Source organism: Pseudomonas sp. DR208 (genome assembly GCF_019823005.1).
Taxonomy (GTDB): domain Bacteria; phylum Pseudomonadota; class Gammaproteobacteria; order Pseudomonadales; family Pseudomonadaceae; genus Aquipseudomonas; species Aquipseudomonas extremorientalis.
In genome coordinates, this window is the sequence record NZ_CP081944.1 from 1967125 (window position 1) to 1989038 (window position 21914).

A 21914-nucleotide genomic window follows, 5' to 3' on the forward strand; every position below is an offset into this window, starting at 1 on the left:
CAAGCCCCCTCCCACATGACAACTGCGGTCAAATGTGGGAGGGGGCTTGCCCCCGATGGCGATCGAGCTGTCAGCGCTTTTCCTGTTTGTTGGGCAACGGCGCAAACAGCGCTTCTATATCCTCGTTGCCCAACTGCCAATCCCCGGTCGTACGGCCATCCAGCACACCTGCCGCCAGGTCGGACTTTTCCTTTTGCAGGTGCTGGATTTTTTCCTCCACCGTGCCCCGGGCAATCATCTTGTAGACGAACACCGGCTTCTCCTGGCCGATGCGATACGCACGGTCAGTCGCCTGGTTCTCCGTCGCCGGGTTCCACCAGGGGTCGTAATGGATCACCGTGTCGGCTTCGGTCAGGTTCAAGCCCACACCGCCGGCTTTCAGGCTGATCAGGAAAATCTGTAGTTTGCCGCTCTGGAAATCCTTCACCGGCGTGCGCCGGTCCCGCGTCTGGCCGGTCAACAAGGCGTAGGCAACACCGCGCTTTTTCAGCTCGACTTCGATCAGGCTCAACATTGAAGTGAACTGGGAAAACAGCAGGATCCGCCGACCTTCCTCAAACAACTCCTCAAGCATTTCCATCAAGCTATCGAGCTTGCCCGAGCTGCTGCCGCGGGCGGGCAGGGTGGCGTCGTTGACCAGGCGCAGGTCGCAGCACACCTGGCGCAGCTTGAGCAGCGCCTCAAGAATGATGATCTGGCTGCGTGCCACGCCCTTGCGGGTGATCTCGTCGCGGACCTTCTTGTCCATGGCCAGGCGCATGGTTTCGTACACGTCACGCTGGGCCTCGTTGAGGTCGACCCAGTGGATGATCTCGGTCTTGGGCGGCAGCTCCGTGGCCACTTGTTCTTTGGTGCGGCGCAACAGGAAGGGTTTGATCCGACCGTTGAGGTGCTGCAGTCGTACGTCGCTGGCGCGCTTTTCGATGGGCACGCGGTAATCGCGGTTGAAGCTTTTTACGTCACCCAGCCAGCCCGGCAGCAGGAAGTGGAACAACGACCACAGCTCACCCAGGTGGTTTTCCAGTGGCGTACCGCTCAGGCACAGGCGCTGCCGCGCATTCAGTTCGCGTGCCGCCTGGGCCGCCTTGCTGGAAGGGTTCTTGATGTACTGGGCTTCATCGAGTATCAGTACATGCAGGGGCAGGGCCTTGAGCTGGTCGATGTCCTTGGGTAGCAGTGCATAGGTGGTCAGCAGCAGGTCATAGTCCTGCAGGTTCGCGAAATGTTTCTTGCGGGCTGCGCCATACAACGCCACCACTTTGAGTTGCGGCGTGAAGTGCGCCGCTTCGTCCAGCCAGTTGGGAATCAGGCTGGTGGGCATCACCACCATGCAGGGGCGATCCAGGCGCCCGGCGTTCTTTTCACTGAGAATATGCGCCAGGGTCTGTAGGGTCTTGCCCAGGCCCATGTCATCCGCAAGTATCCCGCCCACATCAAGCTGGCGCAGCGACTGCATCCAGCTCAAGCCTTCCAGTTGGTACGGACGCAGGGTCGCGTTCAGCCCTTCGGGCGCCACGCAGGTGAAGTCCTTGATGTCCCGCAGGCGTTGGGCGAAGTTGCGGATCTTCTCGCCACCTTCCCATTGCAGCGGCAGGTCTTCCAGCGGGTTAAGGCGGATTGCATCAGCCTTGGCCAGGCGCAGTGTGGTGGTGCCGGCTTCCTGTAGATAAAACTCACCAAGGGTGGCCAGCACCGGTTTCAGTCGGCCATAGGGCAGCGCCACTTGTATGGGGCCGTGGCCATTGGGCAGGCCAGGGATATTCACCAGGATCAGCTCATCATCGCGACGCCGCGCCAGCTTCTCCGGGTTGAGGATCTCGGTGTGGGAGCGCATCAGGTTCAGCAGGATCGGCAACAGGCTCAGTCGCTCGCCGTTGACGATGATCCCCAGCTCCAGATCGAACCAATCACGCTCCGGCCCTTCATCTACCGTGGCGTACCAGTCATCGACAGCGCTCAGGTCGAAGCCGAAATCATCATCGATCAGCAGCTCCCAGCCTTCGGCCCGCAAGGTCGGCGTGGCATTGAGGGTGAAGGTCAGCCAGGCACTGTCATTGACCATCTCAAACAGTTCCCCGGCGCTCTCAGGCAGGGCCTTGCTCTGGCGCGTAGCGATCTTGAAGCCCAGCAGGCGCAGTTGCTCGCGGTACGGCTGTTCCAGCTCGGGATGGCGCTTGATGCGCAGGCTCTGGGTATCCTGGCGCACGATGATGTCGGCGTTTTTCTGCCCGCTGACATAGTTGCCCAAATAGTTGAACGACAGCGCCGCCCGGTGCTGGATATAGCGCTGCATCTTGCCGTTGCGTGGTTCGAACGCGCTGAACTCCACGCTGGCCATCCACAGGCGCGGCACCGGCACCACATCCTCCATGACCACCTGCGGCAACACCGCGCGGTTTTCCAGGACTGCCTGGAGTTTTTCCAGCAGTTCTGCGTCCTGGGCGGCAGCGGGGAAGGCCAGGGTTTCCTGGACCTTGAGCAATACCGCCGCGATGTGTTTGCAGTTGGTGTGCACCGGGCAAGTGCAACGGCTGTCCACCAGGATCAACGTGCCTTTGGCCGATTCGCGCAGCGAAATGGTCTGCCGGTAGACGTTGCCGCCTGAGCCTTCGCAACTGGCGATGATGGTGCTGTCGCCGGATTCGACGATGCGCACCCGGTTCTCTAGGGCATAACGCCGCCCGCGCTCAAGGCTCTGCTCTTTAAAGCGATTGGCCCACGAAGGGGCCAGGGGTTTGGTCAGCGACGACGTCAGGGGCATGGCGATGGATCAGTCCTGCAGGTCGGGCGGTGGTGCGCTGGGGGGCTTGGCGGTCAGCGAGGTGATCTTGATCAGCAACGCCAGGTGGCCGCCGTCCAGGTAGTTGAGCTGGTTGTTCTTGGTGCGCACGTCGGTCTGGCTCAGGTGTTCGCTCGCGATCACGCTGCCGTTGGCGTCGAACTGGTTGATCCAGAAGTTCGCATCGATGTCGGTAAAACGCCCCAGTTGCAGGCTCAGCACGCCCTCGATGGGGAACTGGCCGAACTGCTCCTGGCCGTCGGTGATGGCGACCTTGACCGGCTGCTCGCCCAGGTTCTGCTCCCAGGCCTTATGCAGCAGCACCGTGTAGGTGGAGTCGGCGCGCAGCTTATCGACAATGTTGGACAGGCGCGGCGGGCTCAGCCGGTCGCCCAGGCGCACGGCGCCAGCATCCCAGTTTTCCGGGGCGGCGCGGCTGTTGATCACCGGTTCGGCGTTCTGGCGCACCAGGATCATTTCCACCTGGTACGGGCTGTCGGCGAACGCCGCAGGTGCCGCGACCACCAACAACAGGCTCAACATGCGGAACAGGCGCATTCGGGCGTCCTTCAAGCAGGTTTCGGGATGAGGCGCTCGAACAGCGCCTCCAGGGTGTTAAAGCGTTCTTCGGCGCGTTCCATCGGCACCATGAACTTGAACAGCGTAGCCCCTTCGAACTTGTAGCGGTTGGGCTGGCCCTGGATCAGCTTGATCAGCACCAATGGGTCCACGGGGGTCTGCGCCTCGAATTCGATGCGCCCGCCCTGCGGCCCGGCGTCGACCTTCTTGATCCCCAGTTGCTCGGCCTGCAATTTGAGCAGGGTCAGGCGCACCAGGTTCTTGGTCGGCTCGGGCAACAGGCCGAAGCGGTCGATCATCTCCACCTGCAGGTCCTTGAGGCCTTCTTCGTCGGTGGCCGAGGCGATGCGTTTGTACAGGATCAGCCGTGCGTGCACATCCGGCAGGTAGTCCTCGGGAATCAACGCAGGCAAGCGCAGGTTGATCTCCGGACCGCCGCCCAATGGTTGATCGAGGTTCGGTTGCTCACCCTTGCGGATGGCTTTCACCGCACGCTCAAGCATTTCCATATACAGGGTGAAACCCACCGCCTGGATCTGCCCGCTCTGGCCATCGCCCAGCAGTTCGCCGGCGCCACGGATTTCCAGGTCGTTGGTGGCCAGCACAAAACCGGCGCCCAGGTCCTGGGTGTTGGCGATCGCTTCCAGGCGTTTTTCCGCATCGCCGGTGATTTGCTGGCGCGGTGGCGTCAGCAGATAGGCATAGGCCTGGTGGTGGCTGCGTCCGACGCGGCCGCGTAACTGGTGAAGCTGTGCCAGGCCGAACTTGTCGGCGCGCTCGATGATGATGGTGTTGGCGCTCGGCACGTCGATGCCGGTCTCGATGATGGTCGATGCGATCAGCACGTTGAAGCGCTTGTGGTAGAAGTCGCTCATCACTTGCTCGAGTTCGCGCTCGCGCATCTGTCCATGGCCGATGGCGATACGCGCCTCCGGCACCAGCTCGGCCAGGTCGGCGGCGCATTTCTCGATGGTTTTCACATCGTTGTGCAGGTAATAAACCTGCCCGCCGCGCAGCAGTTCGCGCAGCAGCGCTTCCTTGACCGTGCTTTTGTTCTGCTCCATCACGAAGGTGCGCACCGATAGGCGACGTGCCGGCGGCGTGGCGATGATCGACAGGTCGCGCATGCCGGACACCGCCATGTTCAGCGTACGCGGAATCGGCGTGGCGGTGAGGGTGAGGATGTCGACTTCGCTGCGCAGGGCCTTGAGCTGTTCTTTCTGGCGCACACCAAAGCGGTGTTCTTCGTCGATGATCACCAGCCCCAGGTTCTTGATCTTCACGTCATCCGACAGCAGCTTGTGCGTGCCGATCACGATGTCGATCTTGCCTTCGGCCAGGTCGGCGACGGCAGCATTCACTTCCTTGGCTGATTTGAAGCGGCTCATCACTTCGACGGTCACCGGCCAATCGGCAAAGCGGTCGCGGAAGCTGTTGTAGTGCTGTTGGGCGAGCAGGGTGGTGGGCACCAGGATCGCCACTTGTTTGCCGCCATGCACTGCGATGAAGGCGGCGCGCATCGCCACTTCGGTCTTGCCGAAGCCCACGTCGCCGCAGACCAGGCGGTCCATCGGCTTGGGCGCGAGCATGTCGGCGCGCACCGCTTCGATGGTGGTTTGCTGGTCTGGGGTTTCTTCAAAGGCGAAGCCGGCGCTGAAGGTGGCGTAGTCAGCTTTCGGGTCGGCGAACGCATAACCCTCGCGGGCAGCGCGGCGGGCGTAGATGTCGAGCAGCTCGGCGGCGACGTCGCGCACCTGTTCGGCGGCCTTGCGCTTGGCTTTCTGCCAGGTCTCGGAGCCCAGGCGGTGCAACGGCGCCAGGGCGTCGTCGCTGCCGGTGTAGCGGGCGATCAGGTGCAGGTTGGCCACCGGCACGTAGAGCTTGGCGCCCTCGGCGTATTCCATGGTGAGGAATTCGGCGGCCTGGTTGTCGATCTCCAGGGTCTGCAGGCCCAGGTAACGGCCGACGCCATGGTCGATATGCACCACCGGCGCGCCTTCGCGCAGCTCGGTCAGGTTCTTGATCACCGCGTCGTTGTTGGCGTCGGCGCGTTTTTCACGGCGGCGGCGCTGCATCACGCGTTGGCCGAACAGCGGGCTTTCGGCAATCAATGCCAAGGCTGGATCGTCCAGCAGCAGGCCTTCCTCCAGTGGCGCGATGGTGATCGCCAGGCGGTCTTTGCTCGCCACAAAATCCGGCCAGCTGTCGACGGTTTTCGGGCGCAGCTTCAGGCGTTCCAGCAGCTCCAGCAGCACCTCTCGGCGACCCGCGGATTCGGCGGTGAACAGCACACGGCCCGGGAAGTCACCGAGGAAGTTGGACAGCGCTTCCAACGGTTGCGTGGCTTTGGCCTGGATCGCCAGGTCCGGCAGCATTCCTGCCGGGAAGCGCTCGCGGCCGGCGCCTTTTTCCACATCCTGCTGGCTGGCGACCACGCGTGGCCAGTTTTTCAGGCGGGCGAAGCAGTCTTCTACCGGCAGGAACAACTCGGCGGGCGGCAATAAAGGACGCGATGGATCGACGCGGCGCTCTTCATAGCGGTTGCGCACATCGTTCCAGAAGTTTTCCGCCGCTTGTTCGATACCGGGCAGCGAGAACACCTGCGTGTCTTGTGGCAGGTAGTCGAACAGGGTGGAGGTTTCGTCGAAGAACAGCGGCAGGTAGTACTCGATACCGGCCGGGGTAATCCCGCTGCTCAGGTCCTGGAAGATCGGGCAGCGGCGGAAGTCCACGTCGAAGCGTTCACGAAAGCGCGCCTTGAAGCGGGTGACCGCGTCTTTTTGCAGCGGGAATTCCCGTGCCGGCAGCAGCTTGATCGAGTCTACTTTGTCGATGGAGCGCTGGTTCTCCGGGTCGAAGGTGCGCAGGGTTTCGATTTCGTCATCGAACAGGTCGATGCGATAGGGCAGTTTGCTGCCCATCGGGAACAGGTCGATCAACGCACCGCGCACCGCGAACTCACCGTGCTCGTATACCGTATCGACGCAACGGTAGCCGCTGGCTTCCAGGCGCGTGCGCATCTGCTCCACATCGAGCTTCTGGCCGACATCCAGCACCAGGCTGCTGCCCAGCAGGAACTTGGTCGGCGCCAGGCGATGCAGTGCCGTGGTGATCGGCACCACCAGCACGCCGTGGGCCAGTTCCGGCAGGCGGTACAGGCTGGCGATGCGCTGGGAGATGATGTCCTGGTGCGGCGAGAACAGGTCGTAGGGCAAGGTTTCCCAGTCGGGGAAATGCAGCACCGGCAAATCGGGGGCGAAGAAGCTCAGCTCCTGCTCCAACCGTTCGGCGCTTTGGCTGTCGGCGGTGAGCAGCAGGGTAAAGCGCTTGGCTGCGCTGGCAGCCTCGGCGATGGCCAGGCTCAGGGCGGCACCGGGCAGGTTGCCCCAATGCTGTTTACCTGCCTCGGCAGGGAGTAGCGGTAGACGCAGAACGGGCACGGAAGGTTGAGCTCCAAGCGTTGCGACAAAGTCGGTAATTGTAACGGCCCAAGGTGCCGCCTGTCAGTTTCTGACTGAGCCTATTACGGTTTGCGGGAAATGTAGTGGCTAAGACAAACAATGGCGCGTTTTGACTCAATATGTAGTGCCGAAATACGCGATTGTTTAGGAGGGTTACGGACAAGTTGGCCTGCCTCCCCAACTGGTGGCCTTCTGGAACCCGCGTATTTACTGGGCTGTAGCGGGGCGGTATTTTTTGGCAAGGGGTTTTTGTTATGGCGCGCGCATTGCTCCGAGGGCGGTCGGGCGGCATAATGTAGCCCCTTTTTTCAGCCCCTACATGTGGAAGGTTCCCGTGACTCAGAAGCCCGACCAGTGTCTTGGTGAATGGATCGACCGTGAAGCACTCGCAGAAGCGATGATCCCGCTTATCGGTCAGCTGTACCGCAATAACAATGTGGTGAGCTCGATCTATGGCCGCAGCCTGATCAACCAGTCCGTCATCGCGATTCTCAAAGCGCACCGCTTTGCACGCCATCGCTCTGCGGACGACAGCGAACTCTCCGTCCACGAAACATTCCCACTGCTTAAAGCCATGAGCGAGCTCAAGCTCGGCGCGGCCTCGGTAGACCTGGGCAAGCTGGCCTACAAATTCCGCAAGGAAGGCGCCGGCCGTACCGCCGAGCAGTTCGTGCGTGAAGAAATGGCCGATGTGGTTGGCCAGCAAAATGCCGCGGCCCGCAAAGGCACCGACGTGGTGCTGTACGGCTTCGGTCGTATCGGCCGCCTGCTGGCACGCATCCTGATCGAAAAAACCGGTGGCGGCGACGGCCTGCGCCTGCGTGCCATCGTGGTGCGCAAAGGCGCCGAGAACGACCTGACCAAGCGTGCAAGCCTGCTGCGTCGCGATTCGGTACACGGTCCGTTCAACGGCACCATCGTCATCGACGAAGAAAACAACACCATCACCGCCAACGGTAACCTGATCCAGGTGATCTACGCGAAGAACCCGTCCGAGGTGGATTACACCCAGTACGGCATCAAGGACGCCTTGCTGGTGGACAACACCGGTGTATGGCGTGACGCCGAGGGCCTGGGCCAGCACCTGGCCTGCCCGGGTATCGACCGCGTTGTGCTGACCGCGCCTGGCAAGGGCAAGCTGAAGAACATCGTTCACGGCATCAACCACGCTGACATCACCGCTGACGACAAGATCGTGTCCGCCGCGTCCTGCACCACCAACGCCATCGTGCCGGTGCTGAAGGCGGTGAATGACAAGTTCGGCATCGTCAACGGCCACGTCGAGACGGTTCACTCGTACACCAACGACCAGAACCTGATCGACAACTTCCACAAGGGCGATCGCCGTGGCCGTAGCGCCGCGTTGAACATGGTGATCACCGAGACCGGTGCTGCCACCGCTGCAGCCAAGGCCCTGCCTGAGCTGGCCGGCAAGCTGACCGGTAACGCGATCCGCGTGCCGACGCCGAACGTGTCCATGGCCATCCTCAACCTGAACCTTGAGAAAGCCGCCACCCGTGAAGAGATGAACGAGTACCTGCGCTACATGGCGCTGCACTCGGACCTGCACAAGCAGATCGACTTCGTCAACTCGCAGGAAGTGGTCTCCACCGACTTCGTAGGCTCGCGCCACGCCGGTGTGGTGGACGCCGAAGCGACCATTACCCAGGACAACCGCGTTGTCCTGTACGTGTGGTACGACAACGAGTTCGGCTACAGCTGCCAGGTGGTTCGCGTGATGGAAGACATGGCTGGGGTCAACCCGCCGGCGTTCCCGCGTTAAGCATTTGCGTTGAATGAAAAGCCCCGACTGGTTCGGGGCTTTTTTGTGGCTGGGGATTTTGTGCGGGCTGGAAGGGCCTCATCGGGGGCAAGCCCCCTCCCACATTTAAACCGCATTCCTGCAGGGTGAATGCGGTCCAGTGTGGGAGGGGGCTTGCCCCGATGACGTCAGTCCAGACAATACACGCCTTCATTCCAGCAACCTCTCCGACAAGCCCTTGGGCGCTAACCAGATCCCCAGGTAAGCCTTCGCCAGCTCATTGTCGCTGCTGCTGAATAACACTTCGCCATTGATTTCCAGGTCCAAGCCGCGTCCGGGTCGAAAATCCAGTGCGTAGCGATCACCGCTATGGATGTTGCGAAAGACGGCATGCAGTTTGTCCACTTCGGATTTCAAGCGGTTGCTGATGTGCTGGCGCGCCAGTGTGGTGTTGGCGGCCTTGATCACGTCGTTGCGGTCGATGTCGCGAAAGTAATACAGCGTCAGGCGCAGCGCTGCCTGTTGGTCCCAGGCCTGCTTGGCGTTCAAATCCGGCGGGGCGTACAGCGCGGCCGCATACACATCCGCCCAGAGGTACGTGAGCACCGTCTGGTTTTTCAGCACCAATGCCTGGGAGTGTGTCGGAAAGTCGGCCTGCCTGAGTCGATTCGGCTCATTGGCCTGTGCGGTGATCGACAACATCAGCATTAAACCGAAAACCAGATGCCGCATAATGGCGCGTCCCGAAAAGATCCGTGGCTACAGGTTAATTCATTTTCCGGCAGCGACAGGGTTCAGGGATAATCTGCGCTGTGTAGTAAAGGCATTGCTGGCCTACGACGCGACCAAGGGTTAATGTTCGCGGCGTTGAGCCTTATATAGACTGTGCCCCGGTTCACACACTTGAGCCAAATTGTCCTTCATGACCGCTGGCCGCGGCATGATTTAGCCAGGCGTCCAACCGTACGCCTGGCCTGTTCTGAGGAGTACGCATGGCTGTCTACAACTACGACGTGGTGGTACTGGGTTCCGGCCCGGCTGGAGAAGGTGCGGCGATGAACGCTGCCAAAGCTGGGCGCAAGGTGGCGATGGTCGATAGCCGTCGCCAGGTCGGCGGTAACTGCACCCACCTGGGTACCATCCCGTCCAAGGCGTTGCGTCACTCCGTGCGCCAGATCATGCAATTCAACACCAACCCGATGTTCCGGGCCATTGGTGAGCCACGCTGGTTCTCGTTCCCGGACGTGCTCAAAAGCGCCGAGAAAGTCATCTCCAAGCAAGTCGCGTCGCGTACCGGCTACTACGCCCGTAACCGCGTCGACCTGTTCTTCGGCACCGGCAGCTTTGCCGACGAGCAAACCATCGAAGTGGTCTGCCCCAACGGCGTGGTCGAAAAGCTGGTGGCCAAGCACATCATCATCGCCACCGGTTCGCGCCCGTATCGCCCGGCGGACATCGATTTCCACCACCCGCGTATCTACGATAGCGACACCATCCTGAGCCTGGGCCACACCCCGCGCAAACTGATCATCTACGGCGCTGGCGTGATCGGCTGTGAATACGCGTCGATCTTCAGCGGCCTGGGCGTACTGGTGGAATTGGTGGACAACCGCGACCAGTTGCTGAGCTTCCTCGACTCGGAAATCTCCCAGGCGTTGAGCTACCACTTCAGCAACAACAACATCACTGTGCGCCACAACGAAGAGTACGAGCGCGTCGAAGGCCTGGACAACGGCGTGATCCTGCACCTCAAGTCCGGCAAGAAGATCAAGGCCGACGCCTTGCTGTGGTGCAACGGCCGTACCGGCAACACCGACAAGCTGGGCATGGAAAACATCGGGGTCAAGGTCAACAGCCGTGGCCAGATCGAGGTGGACGAGAACTACCGCACCTGCGTGACCAACATCTACGGTGCCGGTGATGTGATCGGCTGGCCGAGCCTGGCCAGTGCCGCTCATGACCAGGGCCGTTCAGCCGCTGGCAGCATCGTCGACAATGGCAGCTGGCGCTACGTGAACGACGTGCCGACCGGGATCTACACCATTCCCGAGATCAGCTCGATCGGCAAGAACGAACACGAACTGACCAAGGCCAAAGTGCCTTACGAAGTGGGCAAGGCGTTCTTCAAGAGCATGGCGCGTGCGCAGATCGCCGGCGAGCCGCAAGGCATGCTGAAGATCCTGTTCCACCGTGAAACCCTTGAGGTACTCGGCGTGCATTGCTTCGGCTACCAGGCGTCGGAGATCGTGCACATCGGCCAGGCGATCATGAACCAGCCGGGCGAGCTCAATACCCTCAAGTACTTCGTCAACACCACGTTCAACTACCCGACCATGGCCGAAGCCTATCGGGTAGCGGCCTACGACGGCCTCAACCGGCTTTTTTGAGCGGCTCCGGCCGGTGGCCTGAGCCGGCCGGGGAGACCGATTTCAGTAATTCCCGAGGGTGGCAGTGGCCAAACCGGGAAAGTCTGTAATCAGGCTATCTACGCCGAAGTCGGCGAGCCTGCGCATCAGCGCGGGTTCGTTGACTGTCCACACGGACACGTGCAAGCCCTGGCGCTGGGCTTTTTCCAGTCGCTCAGGGGTGCACAACGTCCAGTTCAACGCCAGGATCTCACAGCCATAGTTCTGCGCGACTTTCAGCGGGTCGAGCCAGGCATATTCGGCAACCAGGCCGCGTGACAGGTCCGGGGTGAGCTCAACCGCAGCTTTCAGCACTTCCCGCGAACTTGAGGTGACGGTGACTTTGTCCATCAGGCCAAAGCGCACGGCCATCTCCCGAATCGCCAGCACAGTCGTTGCGGCGCGGGTGCGCGAGGCGCTTTTGACTTCCAGTTGCCAGTGATCGAAGTCGCACTTCTCGAACAGTTCTTCCAGGCGTGGGATCGGGCAGGGCTTGACCCAGCCCGGGCCACCTTTGCGCGCATCCATCTTCACCAGGTCGGCCGCCGAATACTCGACGACTTTGCCGCGCCGGTCGGCGGTGCGCTTGAGGGTCGGGTCGTGGATGACCATCAACTCGCCGTCCATGGACAGGTGCAAGTCCAGTTCGCAGCGGCGTACGCCGTGCTTGAGGCATTCCTGGAAGCTGGTCAGGGTGTTTTCCGGTGCTTCGCCTTTGGCACCGCGGTGGCCGTAAATCAGGGTCACAGTTGCTCCTATGCGCCAGGTCTGCTGGCGGGGTAATACGAATTCAGGTGTCTTGGGCGTCGCTTTGTTCCCGCGCCAGGCGCCGTTCCTGCGCCTGTTTCTGCAGGATATAGCGCGCCAGCAATTGGCGTTGGGCGTCGGTCATGGCTTCGAATTCCGTGCCCACGTCAAAACCTGTGCCCTTGGGATCGCAATGGGTGACGCGGGCGCGCAGCAGCAGGCCAAGCGCCTGGGGCATCAGCACCAGCTTGACCGCCAGGTGGGCACCGGGCGACAGGGGCGTGGGGTGTTGGAAGTCGATACCGCCTTCGGAAATGATCACCGGCTGCGGCGCGCCGACTTCATCCAGCAGGCCGCGCGCCATGATCTGGCTGAGCAGGTCCAGGCGTTTGTTCTGTACTTTGAGGAAGGCGGCCAGGCTGCGATCTTTCTCATTGATCTGGCGCAACAGGTGCTGGGCCTCGAATTCGCTCAGGTGCAGTTCGCTGAGCAGATTGAACAGCGGCGAATCATCCAGCAACACTTCCTTGCTCGCCGCCTCGGGGGCAGACAGGCTCTTGATTTGGAGTGCGATCATGTCGGCGATACGGTAGTATTCGCGGCGCTCTTCTTCATCTAATGTCGACATGGCGAACCCCAAGTAGCGTTAATGGTCTGAGTGTAAAGCTGCTTACCAGACCCCGCCACCGGGACGTCTTCTTTTCCTCCGAACAAGCCCCGACATGTTCAGACCTCTCTTCGTATTTATCGGCACGCGTTATACCCGTGCAAAGCGTCGCAATCATTTTGTGTCGTTCATTTCCTTGACCTCGATGATCGGGCTCGCCTTGGGCGTGGTCGTGATGATCGTGGTGCTGTCGGTGATGAATGGCTTCGATCATGAGATGCGCACCCGCGTGCTGGGCATGGTGCCCCACGCGACCATCGAGGGCGATGCGCCCATCAGCGACTGGCAAAGCCTGGCCGCCAAGGTCAAGCAGAACCCCAAGGTACTGGCCGTTGCGCCGTTTACCCAGATGCAAGGGTTGCTGACCAACGACGGCAAGGTGCAGAAGATCCTGCTCAATGGCATCGACCCGGCCCAGGAACGTAATGTGTCGATCATCGACAAGTTCATGTTGTCGGGCAAGCTCGATGACCTGGCGCCCGGCGAGTTCGGCATCGTGATCGGCGACAAGGCGGCGGCCAAGCTGGGCGTGGGCCTGGGCGACAAACTGACCTTCGTCGCGCCGGAAGTCACCGTGACCCCGGCCGGCATGTTCCCGCGCATGAAGCGCTTTACCGTGGTCGGCACCTTCCACGTCGGCGCCGGCGAGATCGACGGTTACCTCGGCCTGACCAACCTTACCGACCTGGCCCGCCTGCACCGCTGGCAGCCGGACCAGGTGCAGGGCCTGCGCCTGAAGTTCAACGACCTGTTCGACGCACCGCGCACCTCGTGGGAAATCGCCCAGCATTTGGGCGACAGCCAGTACTACGCCCGCGACTGGACGCGTACCCACGGCAACCTCTATCAGGCCATCCGCATGGAAAAAGCCATGATCGGCCTGCTGTTGCTGCTGATCGTCGCCGTGGCCGCCTTCAATATCATCTCCACGCTGGTGATGGTGGTGAACGACAAGAAGGGCGATATCGCCATCCTGCGCACACTCGGTGCCACGCCGGGGCAGATCATGGCGATCTTCATGGTGCAGGGCACCGTGATCGGCGTGGTCGGCACCTTGATCGGCACGGCGGTCGGCATTCTGGCCGCGCTGAACGTGAGTGCCGCCATCGCCGGCCTCGAAACCCTGATCGGCCACAAGTTTCTCAATGCCGACGTCTACTTCATCGACTACTTGCCGTCCCAGGTGCAGGCCCAGGACGTGTTGATGGTAGGCGGCGCGGCGTTGGTCCTGAGTTTCCTTGCCACCCTGTATCCAGCCTGGCGCGCGGCGCGTACCCAGCCAGCACAGGCCTTACGTTATGAGTGAATCGGGCATGAGTGAAAAAGCAATCCTGAGCTGCCGCAACCTGGGCAAATCCTATGAGGAAGGTCCGGAGTCGGTGGTGGTGCTGTCCAACCTGCAACTTGAGCTGCACCCGGGCGAGCGCGTGGCGATCGTCGGCAGTTCCGGTTCCGGCAAAAGTACCTTGCTGAACCTGCTGGGCGGCCTGGATACGCCGTCCCAGGGCAGCGTATGGCTGGCCGGTGAAGAACTCTCGGCCCTCGGCGAAAAGGCCCGTGGCCAACTGCGCAACCGTTCGCTCGGTTTTGTGTACCAGTTCCACCACCTGTTGCCGGAATTCACCGCCCTGGAAAACGTGTGCATGCCGCTGCTGATCGGCAAGACCGCGATCCCGGAAGCCCGCCAGCGCGCCAAGGCCCTGCTGGAGCGCGTCGGCCTCGGTCATCGCCTGGAGCACAAGCCGGCCGAACTGTCCGGCGGCGAGCGCCAGCGTGTGGCAATCGCCCGTGCCCTGGTGAACAACCCGGGCCTGGTGATGCTCGACGAGCCTACCGGCAACCTTGACTCCCACACGGCCCAGGGCATCAAGGACTTGATGCTGGAACTGAGCACCCAGATGCGCACTGCGTTCCTGGTGGTGACCCATGACATGAGCATGGCCCGCCAGATGGACCGCGTGCTGCACCTGCAGGAAGGTCACCTGGTCGCCATCTGACCCGTTTCAAGCCCGGTGCTTCATGCGCCGGGCTTTTTCATTTTTTCAGGCGGTGCAAGCGAATGTTCAGACCGTTATCGATTTTCATCGGCACGCGCTATACCCGCGCCAAGCGCCGCAACCGTTTTGTCTCGTTTATCTCGATGACCTCGATGATCGGCCTCGCCCTGGGCGTGCTGGCGATGATCGTGGTGTTGTCGGTGATGAACGGCTTCCAACGCGAAATGAGCTCACGCATCCTCGGCATGGTGCCCCATGCCACCATCGTCGGTGTGAACCCGATCGATAATTGGCAGCCCGTGGCCGCCGCCGCGATGAAGAACCCGGAAGTCACCGCAGCGGTACCATTCACACAGATGGACGGCATGTTCTCCTACAAAGGCGCGATGCAGCCGATCGAGATCAGCGGCATCGACCCGGCGCAGGAAGGCAAGGTGTCGATCGTGGCCCAGCATATCGTGCAGGGCAAACTGGATGACCTCAAACCCGGCGAATTCGGCGTCGTGGTCGGCGAAATCACTGCCCGGCGTTTCCGCCTGAATGTGGGCGACAAGCTGACCCTGATCGTGCCGGAAATCAGCACTGCGCCGGGTGGCATCACCCCACGCATGCAGCGCTTGAACGTGGTGGGGATCTTCAAGGTCGGTGCCGAACTGGATGGCTCCATGGCCATGATCCACATGGCCGACGCTGCCGAGATCCAGCACTGGCAGCCAAACCAGGTGCAAAGCGTGCGCCTGGCGGTGAAAGACCTGTACGCGGCACCCAAGGTCTCGGCGGATATCGCCGCCAGCCTGGGCAACGGCTACAAGCCCGATGACTGGACTCACACCCAGGGCAGTCTGTTCAGCGCGATGAAGATGGAAAAGACCATGATCGGTCTGCTGTTGCTGATGATCGTCGCCGTGGCGGCATTCAACATCATCGCCACCTTGATCATGGTGGTGAACGACAAGGGCGCGGACATTGCGATCCTGCGCACCATTGGCGCCACGCCACGGCAGATCATGGCGATCTTCATGGTGCAGGGCACGGTGATCGGCATCGTCGGCACCTTGATCGGTGGCGTATTGGGCGTGATTGCGGCGTTGAATGTGAGTGAACTGGTGGGTTGGATGGAGCGGGTCACCGGGCAGCATATCTTCAGTTCGGACGTGTATTTCGTCAGCAACCTGCCTTCGGAGCTGCAGGGTGGGGATGTGGTGCTGATTTGCACGGCGGGGTTTGTGCTGAGCTTTTTGGCGACGCTGTACCCGGCGTATCGGGCGGCGAAGATTGAGCCGGCGCATGCGCTGAGATATTCGTAATATTCAAGACCGCCATCGGGGGCAAGCCCCCTCCCACACTTTGATCTGTGAATACATTCAAATATGGGAGGGGGCTTGCCCCCGATAGGGCCGGTACAGCTTGCATCAATCTCCAGCAGGCAACTCGATCACAAACCGTGTCCATCCCGCCCCGGATTCACAATAAATCCTCCCCCCATGCGCCCGCACAATCGATTGGGTAATCGCCAACCCCAGCCCCGCATGCTCGCTGCTGCCTTCATGCCGCGCCGGGTCGGCCCGATAGAATCGGTCAAACAATCTTGGCAGCAACTCGGTTGGAATACCGTCCCCGGTGTTTTCGACTGAAAGCCTCACCCCATCTTCCATACGCACACGCACTTGGCCACTTTGCGGGGTGAACCGCAGCGCATTATCCAGCAGATTCGACAGTGCCCGCCGCAACATCCCACGGTCGCCCGTCGTATGGGCCGTGCCCTCGCGAACCAGGCTGATTTGCCTGTCCTCCGCCAGCAGCGTGAAAAACTCCAGTAACGCGTCCACTTCATCAGCCAGCGCCAACGGCTCGCGCTTGGGCATCAGCAAGCCATGATCCGCCTTGGCCAGGTACAACATGTCGTTGACCAGTTGCGCCATCCATTGCAGTTCTTCCAGGTTGCTGTGCAGCGCCTCGCGGTAATCCTCCAGCGGCCGCGGCTGGGTGAGGATGACCTGGGTCTGGGTCAGCAGGTTCGACAGCGGCGTGCGCAGTTCGTGGGCGATGTCGGCGGAGAACGCCGAGAGGCGCTGGAATGCATCGTCCAGGCGGCCGAGCATGGCGTTGAAGGCCTGGGCCAGTTCGGCCAGTTCCACCGGCATATGTTGCTGGGGCAGGCGCTGGGTCAGGGAATGGGCGGACACACTGGCGGCCACTTCGCCCATGCGCCGCAACGGTCGCAACCCGCTGCGAGCGGCCCATGCGCCGAGCAGGGCAGTGGCCAGGGCTGACAGGCCGACGGTGAGCCAGATCAGATGCTGCATGCGTTGCAGGAAATGTTGATGGTGGGTGATATCGAGCATCAGCGTCAGTTGCGGCGAATCCGGTTGGTCGGCCCTCAGCGGCGCGTTGTAGACACGGTAGTCGGTGTCGGCGTTTTGCAGGCTGTGCAGGCCGGGCGCTGCGGGCAAGTCGATGCTGGGTGCATCGTCCAGCCAGCGTTGGCCGGCCGCGGTGATACGCAGGGTCAGGTCGGGCTGGCGACTGAGTTCGGCGCGCAATTGCGCTTCACGCTGGGCCAGCGCTTCCCGTGAGTCGACCCCCTGCAACGTACTGCGCAGCGCGATCAGCTTGCTGTCGAGCTGTTGCTGGTCCAGCTCAATGAAGTGCGCTTCGCTGGCACGGTTGAACAGCACGCCGGCAATCAACGACACCACCGCTGTGCAGGCGGCAAACAGCAACGCCAGGCGGCTGGCCAGGGACAGGCGCTTGATCAATTGACCCGCTCCTCCAGCACATAACCCATGCCGCGTACGGTGTGGATCAGTTTGTTGGGGAAGTTATCGTCGACTTTCAGGCGCAGGCGGCGGATGGCGACTTCGATGATGTTGGTGTCGCTGTCGAAGTTCATGTCCCACACTTGGGAGGCGATCAGCGATTTGGGCAGCACTTCGCCCTGGCGCCGCAGCAGCAGTTCCAGCAGTGAGAATTCCTTGGCGGTCAAGTCGATGCGCTGGCCGTCCCGCTCGACGCGGCGGCGGATCAGGTCCAGGCGCAGGTCGGCCAGTTGCAGCGCAGTTTCCTGTGGTGTGCTGCCGCCCCGGCGCAACAGGCTGCGCACGCGGGCCAGCAGCTCGGAAAAGGCGAAAGGCTTGACCAGATAGTCGTCGGCGCCCAGTTCCAGGCCGTGCACGCGGTCTTCCACGGCATCGCGGGCGGTGAGGAACAGCACCGGGATATCCAGGCCGGCGCTGCGCACGGCTTGGAGGATCTGCCAGCCGTCCCGGCCCGGCAGCATCACATCGAGGATCAACAGGTCGTAGTCACCGGTCAATGCCAGGTGCTGGCCGCTGCTGCCGTCGGCCACCAGTTCAGTGGTAAAGCCCGCCTCGGCCAGGCCCTGGCGCAGGTAGTGGCCGGTTTTGGGTTGGTCTTCGACGATCAGCAGTTTCATGGGCGACTCTTGGCAACGATGGACGACGGCTTTATACCTTGGGTGCCAGGGCAGGAGGGCAACCTGACAAAGTTGTAATCTAGCAGTCAGCTGGCTGGCAGCGGCGCATTCTTAGAGTGTTCCCCTGCCTGGTCACACATTTTGGAGAAAACAGATGGCGTTGCGTACACCCTTGTTGTTGGCGGGTTGCCTGTTGGCGTTGAGTGTTGAGGCGATGGCCGATGGCGCCCATACCTATGCGTTCGGTGAAGCTGCACCGGCGAGTAAGGCCACGCGTACCGTGGAAGTGACCCTGCAGGATATTTCCTTTTCGCCCAAGTCCCTGGATGTAAAAGCCGGTGAAACGGTGCGCTTTGTATTGGTCAACAAAGGGCAGTTGCTCCACGAATTCAACCTGGGTGACGCGGCGATGCATGCCGAGCACCAGAAGGAAATGTTACAGATGCAGGCCAGCGGTATGCTCACGTCCACCGGCATGGGCAACATGGACCACGGCGCCATGGGCCATGGTGCGATGAAACACGACGATCCCAATAGCGTATTGGTCGAGCCTGGCAAAACCGCCGAGCTGACCTGGACGTTCACCAAGGCCACGGGCCTTGAGTTTGCCTGCAACCTGCCGGGGCATTACCAGGCGGGCATGGTCGGCAAACTCAATGTCGATTGATCCGCTGGCGCTTAGGCGCGGGGGCAAAGGCTGGTAGACTGGCGCGGTTTATTTAGCCAGGTTTCCGCCATGCATCCCGCAGCCGAACATTCGCCGCTGGGCAAGTCCAGTGAATACATCTCCACCTACACCCCGTCGTTGCTGTTCCCGATTCCACGCGCCGCCAAATGGGCCGAACTGGGCCTGAGCGCCGAGACCCTGCCGTACAAGGGCGTGGATTTCTGGAACTGCTTCGAACTGTCCTGGTTGCTGCCGTCGGGCAAGCCGGTGGTGGCCATCGGCGAATTCAGCATCCCGGCCGACTCGCCGAACATCATCGAGTCCAAGTCGTTCAAGCTGTACCTCAACTCGCTGAACCAGACCGCGTTTGCCGATACGGCCAGCCTGGAAGCCACCCTGCGCACAGACCTCAGCACCGCAGCCGGTAAACCGGTGAGCGTGCGCATCCGCAGCCTGGCCGAGATCGAGGCCGAAGGCGTGATGGCGCTGCCGGGCGTTTGCATCGATGATTTGGATATCAGCGTCAGCAACTACGAGCACCCGCGCCCGGAGCTGCTGCGTTGCGATAACTCGCGCGTTGTCGAGGAGAGCGTGTATAGCCACCTGCTCAAATCCAACTGCCCGGTAACCAGCCAGCCCGACTGGGGCAGCGTGGTGGTGCAATACCGTGGCCACGCGCTGGATCACGCCAGCCTGCTGGAGTACATCGTGAGCTTTCGCCAGCACTCGGACTTCCATGAACAGTGCGTAGAGCGCATCTTCCTGGACCTGCAGCGCTTGCTGAAGCCGGAAAGATTGACGGTGTATGCGCGCTATGTGCGGCGGGGTGGGTTGGATATCAACCCGTATCGCAGTACTGAGGATGTGGCGTTCCAGAACGTGCGGCTGGCTCGACAGTAGGCTTATTGCAAGATAAATGTGGGAGGGGGCTTGCCCCCGATGGCGGAGTGTCAGTCACAGAACCTGTGTCTGAACCTCTGCTATCGGGGGCAAGCCCCCTCCCACATGTCGGGAAGATTAGATTCCCATGCTGCCCAGCGTGTTCATGATATTGCGCAGTGCCCCGGAAATGGCCGGGTGTTCAGCATCGAACTCTATGGCCGCTTTATTCACATCGTCGGAAATACTGGGTGTCTGGGTGGCCGGTTCCAGCTCAAGTTGCAATTCGAACTTGGCAATCAAGGCCTCCAGTGCTTCACGTTTTTCTTCCGACAGCGGCGGTTGCTGTTCCAACTGCCCGCGCAGGATTTCGACCTGGTCTTCCAGTTTTTTGCGATCAGGCATGATGTGTTTCCTTTTATCGATAGGCACTGGCATAGACCGCGGCACGCCGAGAAAGGTCTACGGGCTAGCCTGTAGATTAATCCACTGGCGTCGACTGTGCATGATCCGTGTCAGGGCTTCTCGCCTTTGAGCTGGCGCAGGCTGATGTCCGCCAGGCAGGTGCCGAGCTCGCCCAGGTGATCGATTACCGAGTGTACGCCCAGCCCGTACAGCGCGAGGGTGGCCTTGCCGCGCTTGAGCTCGCGTTCCGGCTCGCTCAGGGCCTGCCATTGCTCGGGTGCCATGCCGCACAGCGAGCCGCAGGAGGCCAGGCCGATGGTCCACAACCCGGCGTTAAGGCCCGATTGCAGCAGGCGCGGCTCGCCGCTGACCAGTACGCAGCCTTCCAGGCGTTCGATGTTCAGCTCCATCAAGGCTTGCCAGCAGGCATGGGGGGCCGGCCAGCGAATGGAGGAGGGCGATGCCGCCTTGACCCAGTTGGGTAGCGTGGCGGCCAACGGCGTGGTGACGGCGGGGGGGAGTTCATCCAGCCAGGCGCAGGGCACGCCTTGTTCCTTGAGGCTGCGCAAGATTTTCAGCGCACCCGGTGTGGCTTGGGAGTCGGGGGCCTGGGAGTCGGTACGGGCCCGGGAACCGAAGTCCACCAGACAGCCACTCAGGCCAAACAGAACGGCGGTCAGGGCGGGGGCGCTGGCGATGGCTATCTCGGCGTGGGGCATGTCGACATCCCTGAAATAGCGCTAACGCTATCCAGGCACCATGACAGGCCGATGACAGTCGGGTTGATTGTAGGAATTTTGTGCATTTTGAATCAGACGTTTCCTAGCAGCTGCCTAATTGGCGACTTCCGGCATATACTGACCGCCTTATTCAGGGCATAGCGCCCATGACAGACCATTCAAGGAGCAAAAGCTATGCGCTGGAGCCACTATTTCGCTCAGCTGTCGGTGTGTGCCACTATCTTTCTGGCGCCGTTCGCCGCACAGGCAGCTTCGGAAGACGATCCATGGGAAAGCGTCAACCGCCCGATCTTCACCTTCAACGACACCGTTGATACCTACGCACTGAAGCCATTGGCCCAGGGTTACCAGTTCGTGACCCCGCAATTCGTCCAGGATGGCGTTCACAACTTCTTCCGCAACATCGGCGATGTCGGCAACCTGGCCAATAACGTGCTGCAGCTCAAGCCCCAAAAGGCCGGTGTAGATACGGCCCGTTTACTGGTAAACACTACCTTCGGCGTGTTGGGCTTCATCGATGTAGGCACCAAAATGGGGCTGCAACGCAGTGATGAAGACTTCGGCCAGACCCTCGGCTACTGGGGTGTCGGCAGCGGCCCTTACGTAATGCTGCCGCTGCTGGGCCCAAGCACCTTGCGTGACGCGCCGTCCAAGTACGTGGACAGCTACACCCAGCCGTATCGCTACATGAACGATATCGGCTGGCGCAACAGCACCTTCGGCCTGAACATCGTCGATACCCGTGCCAGCCTGCTTGACAGCGAGAAGCTGATCACCGGTGACAAGTACACCTTTATCCGTAACGCGTACCTGCAGAACCGCGAGTTCAAGGTCAAGGACGGCAAGGTCGTCGACGACTTCTAAGCCGTTATGTTTTGACATGAAAAAGGCGACCCCGGCGGTCGCCTTTTTTGTGCGCGGTTTTCAGCGCATTTTCAGGATCCTGAGGCCCAGGTGCTGGTCTTCGCCGGTGGTTTTGGTCCACACCACCTCGGTGTCCGCCTCCAGGCCCTTCAGCGCGGCGTGCTCCGAGTCGATGCGCACGGTCAACAGGTCGCCCGTGTTGAACTGGCGCGGCGCCTGCACCTGCATGCCGGAGCTGGAAAGGTCCACGCAAACCCCGGCAATCTCTTGCCCTGCGTGGATCAGAGACACATCGGCATCCACACGCATGCGGATGAAATCGCGTTTTTCGGCGTAGTCGCGCTCGTGTTCGCTCATGGGTTCCATCCTTTCTTTGTGTTGTGGTCGTGCCTGTTCTTATAACTCCCGGTGATTTGCGGTGTAAAGACGCTCGGCGACCATCGGCATGAGCTTGAAACCCCTGACGGATGGGAGTACCGTCTGCGCCTTAGAAGGGCACCTCTGCTTTACCATTGTGCATGGGAAA

General features: G+C 61.3%; 19 protein-coding genes. 8 read left to right on the forward strand and 11 right to left on the reverse strand.

The window, feature by feature from the left end; translation table 11 throughout:
* Positions 1–70: 70 nt before the first annotated feature.
* The 3 genes from K5K89_RS08725 to mfd are packed head-to-tail and all read right to left on the reverse strand — an operon-like array spanning position 71 to position 6798.
* The gene (locus K5K89_RS08725) at positions 71–2761 is read right to left on the reverse strand and encodes a DEAD/DEAH box helicase (RefSeq protein WP_222541215.1); all 2691 of its coding nucleotides are present in this window, start codon (positions 2759–2761) and stop codon (positions 71–73) included.
* Positions 2762–2770: 9 nt separating this feature from the next.
* The gene (locus tag K5K89_RS08730) at positions 2771–3337 is read right to left on the reverse strand and encodes a CsiV family protein (RefSeq protein WP_071489014.1); all 567 of its coding nucleotides are present in this window, start codon (positions 3335–3337) and stop codon (positions 2771–2773) included.
* Between the two features lie 11 nt (positions 3338–3348).
* On the reverse strand, positions 3349–6798 hold the full coding sequence (gene mfd / locus K5K89_RS08735; protein WP_222541216.1) for a transcription-repair coupling factor: 3450 nt from the start codon (positions 6796–6798) through the stop codon (positions 3349–3351).
* Positions 6799–7138: 340 nt separating this feature from the next.
* On the opposite strand from mfd, the gene K5K89_RS08740 reads away from it, so the two are divergent.
* The gene (locus K5K89_RS08740; protein ID WP_071489016.1) at positions 7139–8602 is read left to right on the forward strand and encodes a glyceraldehyde-3-phosphate dehydrogenase; all 1464 of its coding nucleotides are present in this window, start codon (positions 7139–7141) and stop codon (positions 8600–8602) included.
* Positions 8603–8791: 189 nt separating this feature from the next.
* Here K5K89_RS08740 and K5K89_RS08745 read toward each other — a convergent pair whose 3' ends face one another.
* Positions 8792–9313, reverse strand: a complete 522-nt coding sequence (locus tag K5K89_RS08745; protein ID WP_222541217.1) for a chalcone isomerase family protein — start codon at positions 9311–9313, stop codon at positions 8792–8794.
* A gap of 260 nt (positions 9314–9573) precedes the next feature.
* On the opposite strand from K5K89_RS08745, the gene sthA reads away from it, so the two are divergent.
* On the forward strand, positions 9574–10968 hold the full coding sequence (sthA, locus tag K5K89_RS08750) for a Si-specific NAD(P)(+) transhydrogenase (RefSeq protein WP_010212052.1): 1395 nt from the start codon (positions 9574–9576) through the stop codon (positions 10966–10968).
* A 42-nt stretch (positions 10969–11010) separates the two neighbouring features.
* Here the strand turns inward: sthA and K5K89_RS08755 are convergent, their stop codons facing one another.
* The gene (locus K5K89_RS08755) at positions 11011–11733 is read right to left on the reverse strand and encodes a glycerophosphodiester phosphodiesterase (protein WP_016975274.1); all 723 of its coding nucleotides are present in this window, start codon (positions 11731–11733) and stop codon (positions 11011–11013) included.
* A 43-nt stretch (positions 11734–11776) separates the two neighbouring features.
* Positions 11777–12361, reverse strand: coding sequence for a PilZ domain-containing protein (locus tag K5K89_RS08760; RefSeq protein ID WP_071489018.1), 585 nt, complete (start codon positions 12359–12361; stop codon positions 11777–11779).
* A 94-nt stretch (positions 12362–12455) separates the two neighbouring features.
* Here K5K89_RS08760 and K5K89_RS08765 point away from each other — a divergent pair, with 94 nt between their 5' ends.
* The 3 genes from K5K89_RS08765 (at position 12456) to K5K89_RS08775 (ending at position 15704) form a co-directional block, all read left to right on the forward strand.
* Complete coding sequence (locus K5K89_RS08765; RefSeq protein WP_071489019.1) at positions 12456–13706, forward strand: lipoprotein-releasing ABC transporter permease subunit; 1251 nt, start codon at positions 12456–12458, stop codon at positions 13704–13706.
* A 7-nt stretch (positions 13707–13713) separates the two neighbouring features.
* The gene (gene lolD / locus K5K89_RS08770; RefSeq protein ID WP_017477213.1) at positions 13714–14397 is read left to right on the forward strand and encodes a lipoprotein-releasing ABC transporter ATP-binding protein LolD; all 684 of its coding nucleotides are present in this window, start codon (positions 13714–13716) and stop codon (positions 14395–14397) included.
* A gap of 62 nt (positions 14398–14459) precedes the next feature.
* On the forward strand, positions 14460–15704 hold the full coding sequence (locus K5K89_RS08775; RefSeq protein ID WP_093527520.1) for a lipoprotein-releasing ABC transporter permease subunit: 1245 nt from the start codon (positions 14460–14462) through the stop codon (positions 15702–15704).
* Positions 15705–15809: 105 nt separating this feature from the next.
* On the opposite strand, the gene K5K89_RS08780 is transcribed toward K5K89_RS08775, so the two are convergent.
* Complete coding sequence (locus K5K89_RS08780) at positions 15810–17156, reverse strand: heavy metal sensor histidine kinase (RefSeq protein ID WP_222541218.1); 1347 nt, start codon at positions 17154–17156, stop codon at positions 15810–15812.
* On the reverse strand, positions 17153–17833 hold the full coding sequence (locus K5K89_RS08785; protein WP_222541219.1) for a heavy metal response regulator transcription factor: 681 nt from the start codon (positions 17831–17833) through the stop codon (positions 17153–17155). The genes K5K89_RS08780 and K5K89_RS08785 overlap by 4 nt, the downstream gene beginning before the upstream one ends.
* A 154-nt stretch (positions 17834–17987) precedes the next feature.
* Between K5K89_RS08785 and K5K89_RS08790 the strand changes: the two genes are divergently transcribed.
* Both K5K89_RS08790 and queF read left to right on the forward strand, forming a co-directional pair.
* The gene (locus K5K89_RS08790) at positions 17988–18500 is read left to right on the forward strand and encodes a plastocyanin/azurin family copper-binding protein (RefSeq protein ID WP_071489022.1); all 513 of its coding nucleotides are present in this window, start codon (positions 17988–17990) and stop codon (positions 18498–18500) included.
* Between the two features lie 69 nt (positions 18501–18569).
* The gene (gene queF, locus K5K89_RS08795; RefSeq protein WP_222541220.1) at positions 18570–19400 is read left to right on the forward strand and encodes an NADPH-dependent 7-cyano-7-deazaguanine reductase QueF; all 831 of its coding nucleotides are present in this window, start codon (positions 18570–18572) and stop codon (positions 19398–19400) included.
* Positions 19401–19517: 117 nt separating this feature from the next.
* Here queF and K5K89_RS08800 read toward each other — a convergent pair whose 3' ends face one another.
* Positions 19518–19784, reverse strand: coding sequence for a DUF4404 family protein (locus tag K5K89_RS08800; protein WP_071489024.1), 267 nt, complete (start codon positions 19782–19784; stop codon positions 19518–19520).
* Between the two features lie 110 nt (positions 19785–19894).
* Positions 19895–20503, reverse strand: coding sequence for a phosphatase (locus K5K89_RS08805; RefSeq protein ID WP_071489025.1), 609 nt, complete (start codon positions 20501–20503; stop codon positions 19895–19897).
* Positions 20504–20698: 195 nt separating this feature from the next.
* Here K5K89_RS08805 and K5K89_RS08810 point away from each other — a divergent pair, with 195 nt between their 5' ends.
* Complete coding sequence (locus K5K89_RS08810; RefSeq protein ID WP_071489026.1) at positions 20699–21388, forward strand: VacJ family lipoprotein; 690 nt, start codon at positions 20699–20701, stop codon at positions 21386–21388.
* A gap of 60 nt (positions 21389–21448) precedes the next feature.
* Here K5K89_RS08810 and K5K89_RS08815 read toward each other — a convergent pair whose 3' ends face one another.
* Complete coding sequence (locus K5K89_RS08815) at positions 21449–21745, reverse strand: PilZ domain-containing protein (protein WP_092247417.1); 297 nt, start codon at positions 21743–21745, stop codon at positions 21449–21451.
* Between the last annotated feature and the right edge of the window lie 169 nt (positions 21746–21914).

Bases quoted from the DNA above. Each gene is read 5' to 3' on its own strand.
- K5K89_RS08815 (WP_092247417.1), bottom strand. From the start codon at position 21,745: ATGAGCGAACACGAGCGCGACTACGCCGAAAAACGCGATTTCATCCGC.
- K5K89_RS08810 (WP_071489026.1), top strand. From the start codon at position 20,699: ATGCGCTGGAGCCACTATTTCGCTCAGCTGTCGGTGTGTGCCACTATC.
- K5K89_RS08745 (WP_222541217.1), bottom strand. From the start codon at position 9,313: ATGCGGCATCTGGTTTTCGGTTTAATGCTGATGTTGTCGATCACCGCA.
- K5K89_RS08765 (WP_071489019.1), top strand. From the start codon at position 12,456: ATGTTCAGACCTCTCTTCGTATTTATCGGCACGCGTTATACCCGTGCA.
- sthA (WP_010212052.1), top strand. From the start codon at position 9,574: ATGGCTGTCTACAACTACGACGTGGTGGTACTGGGTTCCGGCCCGGCT.
- K5K89_RS08740 (WP_071489016.1), top strand. From the start codon at position 7,139: ATGTGGAAGGTTCCCGTGACTCAGAAGCCCGACCAGTGTCTTGGTGAA.
- K5K89_RS08725 (WP_222541215.1), bottom strand. From the start codon at position 2,761: ATGCCCCTGACGTCGTCGCTGACCAAACCCCTGGCCCCTTCGTGGGCC.
- K5K89_RS08805 (WP_071489025.1), bottom strand. From the start codon at position 20,503: ATGCCCCACGCCGAGATAGCCATCGCCAGCGCCCCCGCCCTGACCGCC.
- lolD (WP_017477213.1), top strand. From the start codon at position 13,714: ATGAGTGAAAAAGCAATCCTGAGCTGCCGCAACCTGGGCAAATCCTAT.
- K5K89_RS08800 (WP_071489024.1), bottom strand. From the start codon at position 19,784: ATGCCTGATCGCAAAAAACTGGAAGACCAGGTCGAAATCCTGCGCGGG.
- K5K89_RS08775 (WP_093527520.1), top strand. From the start codon at position 14,460: ATGTTCAGACCGTTATCGATTTTCATCGGCACGCGCTATACCCGCGCC.
- K5K89_RS08790 (WP_071489022.1), top strand. From the start codon at position 17,988: ATGGCGTTGCGTACACCCTTGTTGTTGGCGGGTTGCCTGTTGGCGTTG.
- K5K89_RS08760 (WP_071489018.1), bottom strand. From the start codon at position 12,361: ATGTCGACATTAGATGAAGAAGAGCGCCGCGAATACTACCGTATCGCC.
- K5K89_RS08785 (WP_222541219.1), bottom strand. From the start codon at position 17,833: ATGAAACTGCTGATCGTCGAAGACCAACCCAAAACCGGCCACTACCTG.
- queF (WP_222541220.1), top strand. From the start codon at position 18,570: ATGCATCCCGCAGCCGAACATTCGCCGCTGGGCAAGTCCAGTGAATAC.
- K5K89_RS08730 (WP_071489014.1), bottom strand. From the start codon at position 3,337: ATGCGCCTGTTCCGCATGTTGAGCCTGTTGTTGGTGGTCGCGGCACCT.